The sequence below is a fragment of the Pedobacter sp. Leaf250 genome (assembly GCF_920984735.1).
Lineage (GTDB): Bacteria > Bacteroidota > Bacteroidia > Sphingobacteriales > Sphingobacteriaceae > Pedobacter.
This window is the reverse complement of the sequence record NZ_CAKLBU010000006.1, coordinates 71354-85846: the sequence shown is the minus strand read 5'-3', so window position 1 is coordinate 85846 and position 14493 is coordinate 71354. Positions and strand designations below refer to the sequence as shown.

At 38.5% G+C, this 14493-nt stretch carries 12 protein-coding genes; 10 read left to right on the top strand and 2 right to left on the bottom strand.

The features are described 5' to 3' along the window. The first annotated feature begins 8 nt into the window (after positions 1–8). The 7 genes from LUA91_RS06850 (at position 9) to LUA91_RS06820 (ending at position 8638) form a co-directional block, all read left to right on the top strand. A complete protein-coding gene (locus tag LUA91_RS06850; protein ID WP_231425286.1) occupies positions 9–1808 on the top strand; it encodes a RagB/SusD family nutrient uptake outer membrane protein in 1800 nt (599 codons plus the stop codon). Positions 1809–2081: 273 nt separating this feature from the next. Beyond that, positions 2082–3077: a pectinesterase family protein gene (locus tag LUA91_RS06845; RefSeq protein ID WP_231425285.1), complete on the top strand. Its 996-nt coding sequence runs from the start codon at positions 2082–2084 to the stop codon at positions 3075–3077. 36 nt (positions 3078–3113) lie between these two features. Then, positions 3114–3719, top strand: a complete 606-nt coding sequence (locus tag LUA91_RS06840; RefSeq protein ID WP_231425284.1) for a hypothetical protein — start codon at positions 3114–3116, stop codon at positions 3717–3719. 23 nt (positions 3720–3742) lie between these two features. Further along, complete coding sequence (locus LUA91_RS06835) at positions 3743–4654, top strand: alpha/beta hydrolase (protein WP_231425283.1); 912 nt, start codon at positions 3743–3745, stop codon at positions 4652–4654. Positions 4655–4986: 332 nt separating this feature from the next. Continuing rightward, positions 4987–5958 (top strand): alpha/beta hydrolase, encoded by a 972-nt coding sequence (locus LUA91_RS06830; RefSeq protein WP_231425282.1) that lies wholly within the window; start codon positions 4987–4989, stop codon positions 5956–5958. A 135-nt stretch (positions 5959–6093) separates the two neighbouring features. Further along, a complete protein-coding gene (locus tag LUA91_RS06825) occupies positions 6094–7131 on the top strand; it encodes a LacI family DNA-binding transcriptional regulator (RefSeq protein WP_231425281.1) in 1038 nt (345 codons plus the stop codon). A 142-nt stretch (positions 7132–7273) separates the two neighbouring features. Further along, positions 7274–8638: a PAS domain-containing protein gene (locus tag LUA91_RS06820; RefSeq protein WP_231425280.1), complete on the top strand. Its 1365-nt coding sequence runs from the start codon at positions 7274–7276 to the stop codon at positions 8636–8638. A 91-nt stretch (positions 8639–8729) separates the two neighbouring features. On the opposite strand, the gene LUA91_RS06815 is transcribed toward LUA91_RS06820, so the two are convergent. Together LUA91_RS06815 and LUA91_RS06810 are read right to left on the bottom strand one after the other, a co-directional pair. Next, positions 8730–10814: a hypothetical protein gene (locus LUA91_RS06815; RefSeq protein ID WP_231425279.1), complete on the bottom strand. Its 2085-nt coding sequence runs from the start codon at positions 10812–10814 to the stop codon at positions 8730–8732. A gap of 78 nt (positions 10815–10892) precedes the next feature. Then, entirely contained in the window at positions 10893–11144 is a 252-nt protein-coding gene (locus LUA91_RS06810) for a hypothetical protein (protein WP_231425278.1), read from the bottom strand. 178 nt (positions 11145–11322) lie between these two features. Between LUA91_RS06810 and katG the strand changes: the two genes are divergently transcribed. The 3 genes from katG (at position 11323) to LUA91_RS06795 (ending at position 14488) form a co-directional block, all read left to right on the top strand. Continuing rightward, complete coding sequence (katG, locus tag LUA91_RS06805; protein ID WP_255717757.1) at positions 11323–13599, top strand: catalase/peroxidase HPI; 2277 nt, start codon at positions 11323–11325, stop codon at positions 13597–13599. A 176-nt stretch (positions 13600–13775) separates the two neighbouring features. Further along, positions 13776–13958: a hypothetical protein gene (locus LUA91_RS06800; protein ID WP_231425277.1), complete on the top strand. Its 183-nt coding sequence runs from the start codon at positions 13776–13778 to the stop codon at positions 13956–13958. Between the two features lie 8 nt (positions 13959–13966). Further along, positions 13967–14488: a DUF421 domain-containing protein gene (locus tag LUA91_RS06795; RefSeq protein WP_231425276.1), complete on the top strand. Its 522-nt coding sequence runs from the start codon at positions 13967–13969 to the stop codon at positions 14486–14488. Positions 14489–14493: the final 5 nt, after the last annotated feature.

Here is a 14493-nt window from a genome sequence, read left to right as displayed (position 1 = left end):
TTCTGACCATGAAATTAAAAAATATCAAATTAATTACTTTTGGAGCCATAATAATGGCTGGGGTATTAGGTATCACTTCGTGTAAAAAGTTTTTAGAGGTAAAACCTGAATCTGCTTTTTCACCTGATGATATCTTCAGTAATGTATCCAGCGCAAACTCTGCGGTTATGGGCATCTACCAACTTTTAGCTGGTGATGATGGTTATGGGCAAAGGCAATCATTGGTTTTTGTAAACGATACGGATGAATTTTCCAGAAGTGGCGATGTAGATGCTGGGGCCAGAGGCCTTGCCCGTTATAGTGCTGATGCTGGTAACAGTGAACTTTCGGCTACTTTTATTCGGGGTTATCAAGGTATAGAAAGGGCAAATCTGTGCATCAAATATATCCCTCAAATGGTGGCTTATAATTCTGGATCAGCCTCCGATAAAAAAGAGCTTCGCAGATTATACGCTGAAGCATTGATGTTAAGATCTATTTATTACTTCGATCTGGTTAAAAACTGGGGCGATGTGCCATTGCAGTTGGAACCGTCTGTTTCAGGAATGGATTTTAATCTCAGTAAAACCAATAGTGAGGTAATTTATGATCAGATATTAGGTGATATTCTAATTGCTGAACGCCTGTTGCCCTGGAGAAAAGAAACCACTTCTGATGAGCGCATTACACAAGGCGCTGCCAGGGGCATGAGAGCAAGGATTGCACTATTTAGAGGAGGCTTTCAATTAAGAAGGGTGTCGAAGGTTATGGAGCGCCTTCCAGATTATTTGAAGTATTACACTATGGCCCGCGATGAGTGTGATACCGTGATGAAATCTGGTCAGCATGCACTAAACCCAAGTTATTACGATGTATTTAAAAAGGCAAATGAACTTACTCTTGATAATGTTTATGGCGAAAGAATGCTCGAAGTTGCTCAGGCTGGTGGTAATGCCAACTATGACAGTAAATTGGGCAGGGCAAGCGGAACCAGAATAGCTGATGGATCACGTTATGGCCCGGCAGGTGGCGCTTTGAATCCAACAGCCAGCTATTATTATTCATTTGATGTTGCTGATCCTAGAAAAGAAGTGACTATTGCACATTATAACATCGATGCGAACAACCTAAAAAGCCCAGCTCGCATTACGGAAATGAACGATGGTAAGTACCGCCGTGATTGGCGCCCGATTATTGCAGGTGCAACACAGACTTTAGGTATCAACTGGATCATGTTACGCTATTCGGATGTTTTGTTAATGTACGCAGAGGCCGTAAATGAAATTAATGGTTCACCAGATGCATCGGCAATTAAGGCCTTTGAAGATGTACGCAGGCGGGCATTTACCTCTTCGCCTGGAAAAGTAGGCACAACGCCTACTTCTAAAACAGCATTTTTCAATGCGATTGTACAGGAAAGATCGTGGGAATTGGGCGGTGAAGGTGTACGGAAATATGATTTGGTTCGCTGGAATATATTGGGTGCAAAATTAGCACAGGCCAGAGCCGAAATGACATCGATTGTAAATACACCAACCAGATATCCCCGTTACCTGTATTACAGAAACGTTGGTGAAGAATTCGAATTTTTACCGGGAACTGGTTACTATCTTCCTGATCCAGCCGTTGCTCCGGCACCACTCTATAATGCAACCACAAATCCGACAGGTTACATTCGTGTAGACTGGAGACAGAATTTAACCATTACAGCTGGTGGAGCTATTGAAAAATTGGGTAGGACATTCCAATCCAACCATTCCGAGGTTCTCCCAATACATAGAAGCATTATGGATTTAAACCCAAATCTTAAACAGGATTACGGATACTAAATTGCGTTGCCTATTAATTTACTAGGATTGATTGTACCTTAAAAATTATTTTTAGGTGCAATCTATTCTCAGATATGAATACCAGACTATGCATCTATAAAAGCCTTAAGTAACAAGCGTTGCTGATGAAGTTAATCTGAATGAAGAATATTACTAAAACCTGCACAGTTTATTTGCATCCAAAAAAGCACTCAATGCAATACTCATAAGTTTGATCTACCAATAAAAAAAAATATTCTGAAGAAATGGTGCTAACCTGATATCAAATTTTACATGAAGTATATATCAATTTTATTTTTCTTCATCCTGTTGGTTGTAGTTGCAAACAATCGTGTTGAAGCGCTATCAATTGAAAAAATAATTACCGTTGCCAAAGATGGTACTGCAGATTTCCAAACCATCCAATCGGCGGTTAATTCTGTTAGAGATCATTTGCAAGGAAAAGTGACCATTAAGGTTTCTGATGGTATATACCACGAAAAATTGGTTATTCCTGCATGGAAGAAAAATATCCGTATTCTGGGAGCAAATAAAGATAGAACTATTATTACTGGGGATGATTATTCGGGAAAGGATTTTCCAACGAAGGATTTTACGGGCAATTCGAAATATAGTACTTATACTTCATATACAGTTCTGATTCAGGGAAATGACTGTACGCTTGAAAACCTGACCATTGAAAATACTGCAGGCAAAGTAGGTCAAGCTGTTGCACTGGCCATAGAAGCAGATCGTTTCAGAGCCATCAGCTGTAATATATTGGGTAATCAGGATACACTTTACTGCTCGAAAGATGGCCGGAATTATTTCAAGTCCTGCCTGATAGCTGGAACAACGGATTTTATTTTTGGGGAAGCAACTGCTGTTTTTCAGCACTGCGTAATCGAAAGTTTGGCCAATTCGTATATCACTGCCGCATCTACAACACCTCAACAGCCTTATGGCTTCGTTTTTTTTGATTGCGAACTGATCGCTAAAGCTGGTGTTGGCAAAGTTTATCTTGGAAGACCATGGAGGCCATACGCAAGGACTGTTTTCATTCGTACCAAAATGGGCGCACACATTACTGCAGAAGGTTGGCATCCCTGGCCGGGAGATGCTGAATTTCCTAATAAGGAACGTACAGCATACTATAGAGAATATCAAAACAGCGGCCCAGGAGCCGATGGAGGAGGAAGGGTTCCTTGGTCCAAAAGTCTCTCAAAATCAGATCTTAAGGTTTATGAGATGAATAAAATCTTTAGGGGATGGAACTACACAATCTACTAGCAAATTAACCTACTAATCTGTATCAAAAATAAAACAATGAACATATCTCAATTTGCCCGATTAGCAGTTCGTAAACCAAAAATCAGCAATATTTATCAAGTTCCCGGACTTCAGGAAATTTTAAAAACCAGAGATCCTTTATCACTGCTTACAGATGTGCTGGAAGAATCGGGTGCAAAGGTTTTTTATAAGGCTAACGACTATTTCATTTCAAACCGTTTAGGTGGCATTCCAATCAGGCTCAAATGGAAGGAAAGGGCAGAAGTCCGTAAATCATATGCATTATTGAGAATATTACCAAAAAAAGAGTTTATGGTAAGGGCTGGTCTCGCCATTGCTGATCTTGGGGCACTAGCGATCACTAAAGAAAGTATTGAGATGCTTCAACTATCAAATTTATGTTTAAAAGTAATTGTAGTGATTCGTGAGGAGGATATATTGGTAAATACGCATCAATTGCATGATTCTGGACATGCTGATTATTTCAGGAATGCTTATCTGCTAACCGGACAACATTCAGCATTATCCATGTTTGATCCTTGGCTTCGGAATATACCCGACCTTACCATATATGTGATTGCAAAAAGCAAGGAAAAGACAAAGAAACGCCAAAAATTTCCCTTTCGTTTAATTAATGCCTGAAACCAGCTATGATTATGAAAACCATGATGTGCTTCTTTTTGCTTGTATTTTCATTTCTTGCAAAAGCACAAGATTTTATTCCCTTATATCCGGAAGGTAAAATCCCAAATTCAAAAGGCCTGAAGCGCAAAGATAGTATTGTCAATGAGCGAATCTACCGTGTGGCAACACCAGGAATGTATGCTTTTTTTCCATCCAAACAGGAAAATAAAGGAGCAGCAGTGGTTATTTGTCCTGGTGGTGGCTATGAGCGGCTGGCATATGTAATTAGCGGTATACAATTAGCGAAGTGGTTCAACATACTTGGCATTTCTGCTTTTGTGCTTAATTACCGATTGCCGAATGATGTAGATTTAGTTCACAGAGAACAAGCGCCATTACAGGATGCACAAAGGGCAATTAAATATATCAGGAACAATGCTGTGAATTGGGGAATCAGGCCGGACAAAATTGGCATTCAGGGCTCATCTGCTGGCGGACATCTGGCTTGTCTTGCTGGGACCGCGGCAAGTGATTTGGTAAAAATCGGTGATCCACTGGATTCTGTTTCTTATCGTCCCAATTTTATGATTTTGGTATCACCTGTGGTTGATATGGACAAATATGCCCACAAAGGCAGCAGAAAAAATTTATTGGGTGAACAACCAAGTCCCCAGATGATTAATAGATATTCTCCTCAATTGCATGTAAATAAAGATACACCCATTTGTTTTATCGCAGATGCTTTCAATGATAATGCGGTAGATCCACATAACAGCCTTTTATTTTTTCAGGCTTTATTAGAAAACCAAATTCAAAGTTGCTTGCATGTTTTTCCACAAGGAGGGCACGCCATCGCCCTGCGTAATAACCCAGGATCAACCGAATTATGGACTACATTGTGCGAAAAATGGATGGTTGAAATGTCAATCATCCCACTGAGTGTAAATAAATAACACATAATACTTATCCTTAAAATCATTGTTTATATTTTTCACTCATTCCAGAGAGACAGATAAATTCAGTCTGAAATTTATTTTACAGCATTGGTTTGCTAACGGGAATAAAAATGGTATTACCCTTAGCAACCTGCTTTTTGCATTATAAAAAAATAGCAATTGTACAGTCCAGAATAAATCAACTATTCGGGAATTTATTAATTTACAATTCTATCGGATTAAACTCACTAGTTGGTGAAATTCAATTTGAACTCAGTTTTAGTCTACCAAATGAACCTAATAATATTAGTGATCCCTACGTTTAACTCCTTAATGTTTAATTTAATTTAATGAAAAAATTCTTTGCAATACTTCTTTTTTTCCTCCTTACAATCGATGCTCAGGCGCAAAATTCGGCATGGCGTACGGGCGTGAGAGATACCAGTTACTCTAGTCAGGGTGACTATCGTTCCAATAAAAAGAAATATCCCTTTATTAAATTGGTTACTGATCAGCCTCAAGAAAATGTAAAGGAAAAACGAAATTTGGTTTATAGTAAAAGTAAGGATAGGAAACTGCATATTGATGCTTTTTTGCCAACACAATTATGCCAAACACCTGCCGTAATCATTGTTCATGGTGGGGGCTGGCGGTCTGGAGATAGGAGTCAGCACATTCCACTTGCACAACGCCTTGCTGCTAGAGGTATAGCATCCTTTACTATTGAATATCGCCTATCAACCGAAGCTTTTTACCCGGCTGCAGTTTTTGATCTTAAGGCATCAGTAAGATGGTTGAAAGCCAATGCAGATAGATTCAATATAGATACCGCCAAAATAGCAATTTTAGGATTTTCTGCAGGCGGGCAGCTCGCCTCTTTGATTGGAGTTACAGCAGGCGTCATAAAGTTGGAGGGCAATTCTGGTTCAACAAAATATTCAAGTACGGTTAATGCTGTAATCAATATTGATGGAACACTTTCATTTATACATCCTGAATCATGGGAGGCGCAAAATCAAAATAGTATCAACGCATCTGCGATGTGGTTGGGCTATCCCCGAACACAGCGGCTGGATCTTTGGGCCGAGGCATCTCCACTTAATTATGCCGAACAAAATAAAGTTCCATTTCTTTTCCTTAACAGTTCTATTGAGCGCATGCATGCAGGACGTAACGATTTTCAAAAGATCATGGATCAGAAAGGGATTTATACCGATTTAAAAACCTTCAAAGATAGCCCGCATTCATTTTGTCTTTACCAGCCTTGGTTTGATCTGATGGTTGATGATATTGTATCCTTTATAAAAAAGGTATTCAATTAAGTCCACCATGTTTTGTAACAGGTAAATTAATTTGGTGAATACACAAATATCTTGAACAAGTGTGTGAATGCATACGGTTTGCTATATTGCATAAAAACAATTAGGTTTTTGGATGAATAAGTCCAAATCCCATTTATGATGAAAGAAAAGGAATTGACGATTTACGACTTGGCCAATCATCTGGGCATTTCAGCAGCAACAGTTAGCAGGGCGTTGCAGGATCATCCTGCAGTAAGCCAGAAAACGAAGAAAAAAATTATGGATCTGGCCGCCAAGATGGGATACCGGTCAAACAAGTTTGCCAGCAATTTACGCAAACAGCGGAGTAATACTATCGGGGTGATTGTACCGCGTTTGAATAGTCTTTTCATCTCATCTGTACTATCGGGCATGGAACGTATTTTAAATGATGCTAACTATAATCTTATTATCGGCCAATCATTAGAACAAGAAGCAAGAGAGAAAGTAAATGCAATAACGATGTTCAACAGCAGGGTTGATGCTTTAGTTGTTTCCCTGGCAGCTGATACACAAGATATGAGTCACTTTGCCCGCTTCACTAAAAGAAAAATCCCCATCCTGTTCTTCGATCGCACTACAGATGCAGTTCCCGCAACAAGAATTATGATTGATAATTTTAGTGCAGGCTATAAAGCAACCACTCATTTAATTGAACAGGGCTGTAAAAAAATAGTTCACCTTACTGGTAATTTGCTTAGAGATGTTTATAAGGATAGATTTGATGGTTACAAGGCTGCGCTTGATGATAATGGCCTCTTATATAATCCTGAACTTTTGATATCTAACGACATGAGCGAATTTTCAGTTCGGGAGGCTTTTGTAAACTACATCCGTAAATCTGATACAATGCCTGATGGACTTTTTGCTGCAAATGATACTTCAGCCGCCTTTGTGCTTACTGTTTTAAAGGAAAATGGTTTATCGGCGCCCGATGATATAGCCATTGTTGGTTTTAATAACGACCTGACCTCGAGAATCACCGATCCACAGATCACAACAATTAATTACCCTGGGATTGAAATGGGACAAAATATTGCCCGAATACTGTTGAGTCAAATTGAAGGAGACGGCTTAGAACATTACACGAACACAGTTATACTTTCTTCAGACTTACTCATCAGGCCATCTTCGATGCGAAAAGTTGGTATTTAAAATTTAAATTCAAAATGAATAAAGACTTGCTATGCTATTTTATATTTAGCTGAAATAATGTTAGATTTATTTTAGCAATTGACTAATGGTCCGACCGCTAATGGATATATTGTTGAATGCAAATTATCAAATATAGAATTCAATGAAAATCGATCAATTATGGCCTCTTGATGGGGAAAGCGTTAGATTGGCTACAATAGGGCAATACAAAATGATTTCCAGTCCTACAGAACATGGTTATGACAAGCTCGGGAAACTGGCCTGTGAAGCATTTGATATGCCCATCTGCCTCATTACACTTATTGATGAGAACCAGATTTTGATAAGAGCGGCTATCGGAATATCAGTAGATAGTTCAATTCCGCGTTCAGATAACTTTATCAGTCAATTGCTACCAGCAGACACAATTACCATTATTAAAGATGCTGATAAAATTCATGAATTGTCAACTTTGCTCGATCATTCTATTTACTACACTGCCGGTGTTCCCATGATAACTTCAGAGGGTTATAATATAGGCTCTATTTGGTTAATGGATGACAAAAATCCTGAACCTGTATTAAAAAAACAAGATTTATTGATTCAGTTTGCCAGGGTAACAACAGATCGGATGGCCTTATGGTTAATTGCATCCGATGATGCACAGATTCGTCTCCAGAATGAACAGTTGTTATCTCAAAATGAGAAAGCGGTAGAACAGGTATCACATTTGAAAAACTTTCAGGATGCCATCTCTGATGCAAACATCGTTTTGGAGGGTGTTTTGGATAGCTATGAAATGATTTTTAAACATGCGCCAATTGCTATGGGTATCTGTTCGGCATTGAATAAAAATATTTGGCAAGCAAATGAGGCCATGAAAAATGCATTTGGAGTGGGCGAACTGGAGGGAAGATCACTTGATGAACTGATTATAAGTGCTGATGGACAGGGTTTTGGCGAATTGCTTGATCAGATTCATCAGCAATCCAAAGCCTATGCCGTTAAAGAATCGAAATTGCTTATTAATACAAACAACGAGACAAAGCACATTTATGCTGATATTTCTCTCCAGCCGGTTGGCCGCATGGGGGATGAGCAAAGCAATATTATGTTTATGATTGATGATGTTACTGCACGTGTGTTTTCGCGGCAGGTAATGGAAGAATCAAATCAAGTGCTTCTAAATGCAATTGAAGATACGGGAATGGGATATACGATTGTCGATTTTTCTACTGGTAAAATGAATTCCAATGGTCGACTGAAGCAAAATTATGGATTTGAAACTTCCGAGGATTTTGATTATCCAGATCTATTTAATGCAATAATGCCAGAATTTAGAAGTTCGGTAAAAGCAGCTGTAGATAAAGCTATTCTCAATGGCAGCATTTATCAGGCAGAATATATGGTGAAATGGCCTAATGGTTCATTGCATTGGCTGCGTGCTTATGGCAAACCGGTGTATGATGCAGATGGTAAAGCCTCACATATTATTGGGTTTAATAAAATTATTCCGACACCAAATTAGCAAACGCTTGCCCGGCATCCCTATATAACAAAAAACCTCTACTGAATATATGATTCAATAGAGGTTTTTTTATTTCTAATCCTTTATAACATTATTTTTCAAGCCATATCATTTGTGTAAAAGCCCCGTTAGTTGCAATATCCCAGGCTTCTACTCTAACCCATTTGCGCCCAGATAGGTTTATCGGCCAGCTAAAACTTTTCTTGCCAAAAGCTTGAGTGTTAGTTAAATCAATTCTCTCACGATAAATTTCCTTACCATCACCAGAAACGATATCGACATGGTTCATATGAAAAGTCCAGTCGAGATTTATATTTACTTTAACATCGCCATTGTTAGTTAAGCTTAACGTTTCCCCAGATTTTTTTCCATTGATATTAAATGAAGGAATCAAAACTTCCCCAGTTGAAACGAAAAACTTTCCATTACGCATTGCATCCAATACTGTTTGCCAACCTTGTTCATACTTTGGTGTTTTATCCATTTCTAGATAATTCACATTGAGGTGAGCGTACATTTCGTTCTGATGCGTGATTGTAAAAATATCTGCTTCAGAAATAACATGTTTTTTCAAGCCCCAATTGGCCATATCATCCATTAATTTCAGTACTCGTTGACTAAGCGTTGGAATAGAAAGATCAGCAGGAATAGGTTTCCAGGCTGCTCCAAGAAAAGTTTCTGATTTAAAAAAATCTTCGTCTTTGTAAGCATCAGGATACCCTGTTGATGCTTTTGTTCTGGCATGTGCTGTCCATGCTAAACCCTTTTCTAATTCCAAAAGCTTCAACATTTCTGCTTTGTTGCCAACGTGATAAACCTTGCCTATTTTTGGGTCGGTCATTACAAATTGCTCATTGTCTTTTCGCGACATTACCCAATACACAGGCTTTGGAAAAAAGGCTAACCAATGACCACCATAAAAATTATTGGCTTCTTCGCCTGGGAGTAGTAGAAACTTATCATCCGATAATCTTTTTGTTTGCTCAAATAAAGCTGTCAGTTCTTTTAGTCGATCAGGATCAGGACCTTTCGGATGTCCTGGCCCGTGAAATTCTGCCAGTTTTACGATATCCAATCCATGTTTTTTTAACACATCAACAAATTCTGGTTTTGCTGGAATAGGTTTTCCGGCCAGAACAACATCCGATATAAATTCATTATGAAAATGCGTGGCCATCGTTTTATATCCGGGAACAGGTTTGTAAGCATCATCATGAGTAAACTTTTTTACTTCTGCTAATGCAGATGAAGCATTTCCCAAATCGAGCAAACAGAAAAAATTTAGTCGTTGTTGCGTTTTCGGAGGCGCATTAAACCATGGCACATATCGGTTATCGCCATAAGGATCCTGACGAATACCCATTCCAAAGCCAGGAATTAATTTATGGAAGTTATTTCCATACCAGGTAAACTTTAAATTAAAAGCCTCATCCAGGGGATAAAAATATTGATGCGGTGCCGGAAATAATGCCAAACTTCCGCCAGGATTTTCTCCAATAATTGTACGGTACTTCACTTCCAGATTACGACTTGTATCTGCTGCCGTTGGTGCCGAATGTTGTAGCTCATCCTGAACATTTGCCCAAGCCATTGATTTCCATATGGCTTTTTTATTTACTAGTCCGGCATCATAAAGAATTGCGGTCGAATCTACTTCGGTTGCCATTACTGCGGCAACATTAAATAGCGGACTCCCATTATATAAAGTGATTTCAATATTTCCTTTAAATCGATCCGCATTCACACCATCAATAGTTACGATAGTTTGTTGTCCTTTGGTAATTACTTTTGCGTTTTGCTTATTGATTATTACAGGATATGAGTGAAATGGTTTTTTTGGTACACGATCAAAAAAAACATCCCAGCCGCCACTTGAAGGGCTTAAAGAGCGCTTTCCAATAGTGAGTACAAATGCTGGATCCAAATCGGATCCAATTTCCTTGAAAACTTTGTTTTTTCCTAATAAAACACTCTTGAACATGGGATGATCTTTTTGCAGATCAATTAACATTTTACCTGTTAAGTTATGTCCAGCTGGCCAGGTTAAGGTGATTACTTTTTTATCGACACTTACTTCAGATCCATTCTTTTTGAATCCTGATAACTCGATTTTTGATTCTTGTGCGCTGGCATGAAGCGCAAAGAAAAATACATAGGTTAGAATAATTTTTCTCATAATAAACTAAATGTAGAGAAAAAATTATCCTACCATGCCGAACTAAAGTAAAAATGATGATAGGTGTTTAAATATATCCTAAATCGATTTATCTGTACCTTGTTCATACCTCTCATCACCTTCCTTGTCCTCGTGAACAATAAGAGATTCTGGTGCAGCCCCGGCAGGATTTGAACCCGTTCCTGAAGTTTTTGGTGTACTTAAAATATCAGTGTTGTTTTGTTCTGGATGCTCGTCCAGAGCTGTGTTTCCCAAAGCCTTTTGGCTTAATTCTTCCTGGTCTGATCTTTCATTGTTAAGATCTACTTCATTTTTCTTTATATCTTTCATAGTGTGAATAACAGGTAGGAAAAATTAAAGTTTGAGAAAATGTTTTATCAGGATAATAGATTTTGCCTATCAAAATATAGAATTAAATGATTGGGAATATCCCTTTCAAACTTTTACTTTTATATACTATCAAAACACAAAAGATAGCCCAACTGTTCAACCTTAAAATATTATAATAATGGAAAAAGACTCAAACGACATCAGTCAGTGCCCTTTTCACAATGGCAGCATGAAACAAAATGTAGGGGGTGGCGGTACTCGAAATCGCGATTGGTGGCCGAATCAATTAAAAATCAATATTTTACGTCAACATTCTTCTTTATCTGATCCAATGGATAAAGATTTTGATTATGCAGCAGCATTCAAAAGTTTAGATCTGGGAGCTGTTAAAACAGATTTACACGCTTTGATGACTGATTCTCAAGACTGGTGGCCAGCAGACTTTGGTCATTATGGTGGTCTATTTATCAGAATGGCATGGCACAGCGCCGGAACTTATCGCGTAGGAGATGGAAGAGGTGGTGCCGGTGCGGGTCTACAGCGCTTTGCTCCATTGAACAGCTGGCCTGATAACGTAAGTTTGGATAAGGCCAGAAGGTTGCTTTGGCCAATCAAACAAAAATATGGTCGCAAAATTTCTTGGGCCGATTTAATGATACTTGCAGGTAATATTGCACTAGAATCAATGGGATTTAAAACTTTTGGTTTTGCAGGGGGAAGAGAAGACGTTTGGGAAGCTGATGAATCGGTGTATTGGGGCTCGGAAAAAACCTGGCTCGGAGGCGATGTTCGTTATGCACATGGCTCGCAAGGTGTAACAGAACAAGGCGGAGTTTTAGTGAGTGACGATGATGCAGATGGCGATACCCATTCCCGTAATTTAGAAAAGCCTCTTGCTGCGGTTCAAATGGGATTAATTTATGTTAATCCTGAAGGGCCTGATGGCAATCCAGATCCAATTTTAGCGGCTAAAGATATTCGCGATACGTTTGGACGAATGGCTATGGATGATGAGGAAACTGTTGCGCTTATTGCCGGTGGACACACTTTTGGTAAAACCCATGGAGCTGCATCATCAGATCATGTTGGTAAAGAACCTGAAGCTTCTGATATTGAAAGCCAGGGCTTTGGTTGGCATAACAGCTTTGCATCTGGTACAGGAAAGGATGCCATTACCAGTGGGTTGGAAGTAACCTGGACCACAACTCCAACACAGTGGAGCAATAACTTTTTCGAGAACTTATTTGGTTTTGAGTGGGAGTTAAGTAAAAGTCCGGCTGGTGCACATCAATGGGTAGCAAAAAATGCCGAGGATATTATTCCAGATGCCTTTGATAGTTCGAAAAAGCATAAGCCTACCATGCTAACCACAGATCTTTCTCTGCGTTTTGATCCTGCTTATGAAAAGATCTCAAGAAGGTTTTTAGAAAACCCAGATCAATTTGCAGATGCTTTTGCTAAGGCGTGGTTTAAATTAACCCATCGCGATATGGGACCGGTTGCCCGTTATTTAGGTTCCGATGTTCCACAAGAGGAATTATTATGGCAAGATCCTATTCCATCAGTAAACCATGCATTGGTAACTGAATCAGATATCGAATCACTGAAATCTAAAATATTACAATCTGGATTAAGTATTGCTGAATTGGTATCAACAGCCTGGGCTTCAGCATCAACTTTCCGTGGATCTGATAAGCGTGGTGGAGCGAATGGTGCCCGAATCCGTTTGGCACCGCAAAAAGATTGGAAAGTAAATAATCCAGCACAATTGCAAAAGGTATTAGCGGTTTTAGAAACTGTTCAAAATGATTTTAATGGATCACAGTTAGATGGGAAGAAAGTTTCTATTGCCGATTTAATTGTACTTGCTGGATCTGCTGCGGTTGAGAAAGCCATAATTGAAGGGGGATATACAAACAAAGTTCCTTTTACTGCTGGCCGTATGGATGCCTCTCAAGATCAAACGGATGTAGAATCTTTTGGATATTTAGAGCCACAGGCTGATGGATTCCGAAATTATAGCAAAACTCGATTTACCGTTTCGACTGAAGAATTATTAATCGATAAAGCACATTTACTCAATTTAACAGCACCAGAATTAACTGTGTTGTTAGGTGGTTTAAGAACCTTGGATATAAACTTTGATGGATCTAAAAATGGCGTTTTAACTTTGAAGCCTGGTCAGTTAAGTAATGATTTCTTTGTAAATTTATTGGATATGAACACCGCATGGAAAGCAATATCTGATGATAAAGAAGTTTATTTGGGAAGCGACCGCAAAACTGGTCAACCGAAATGGACTGCTACACGTGCTGATCTTGTTTTTGGCTCAAATTCTGAATTAAGAGCAATTGCCGAGGTTTATGCCAGTTCAGATTCGCAACAAAAATTTGTAGATGATTTTGTGGCAGTTTGGACCAAAGTAATGAATCTGGATCGTTTTGATTTAGTATAAAACATATTTGAATTCAAATTTAAAAGCACCGAATTTCGGTGCTTTTTTTATTTTAAATAACCCTGTTTTAGATACATTGTAATATAATCTTTCAAGAATTTTACACGATAAATTCGAATGATTATAAACATTTCTGCGTTGTTACTGTTAAAAATACAACTCAAAACGTATTAGCTATGGACATTAATAACGAGAACCACTACACCAATCATCAGGAAGGCGAATCAACTTCTAATTCACCAAGCAAAGAACAAAATAGAACTGTTGCTGGTATTAATGATATCAGCAGGGCTTTTTGGGATGAAATTAATAACGAAATAGCCTCTAATGATTTACCGCTTTGGAGAATGTGGCGCTAGGCCAATAGATGGAACATTTATTTTTTAAGGATTGGACTTCCGTATTTCATGTCATCATTTGCGCTGTAATTTCTTTCATAGCACTATTCATATTTATCAGGATTTCTGGAAAAAGAACGCTCGCAAAGCTTAATGCTTTCGACTTTGTTGTTACCGTAACACTAGGTTCAACTTTATCATCAATGATTTTAAAGAAAGTGCCGCTGGTAGAAGGTAGTGCTGGTTTAATAGTGATTATTTTATTGCAATATACGCTTGCTTTGCTGGCAAAGAGATCTCACAAATTAGAAAAAATTATCAATTCTACGCCAACTTTGGTTTTTTATGATGGCAATTTTATAGATGAGGCCATGGATAAAGAGGTGATCACCAAGGAGGAAATTTACGCCGAAATCAGGAAGTATAGATTGCATAAAATGGACGATGTTCAGGCTGTTGTTATGGAACTTAATGGCACTTTCACCGTGGTAAAAAAATCAAATAAAGCCGGCAAAAGTTCGCTAGATGATATCGAACTCGAAGATCAGTAATCGTT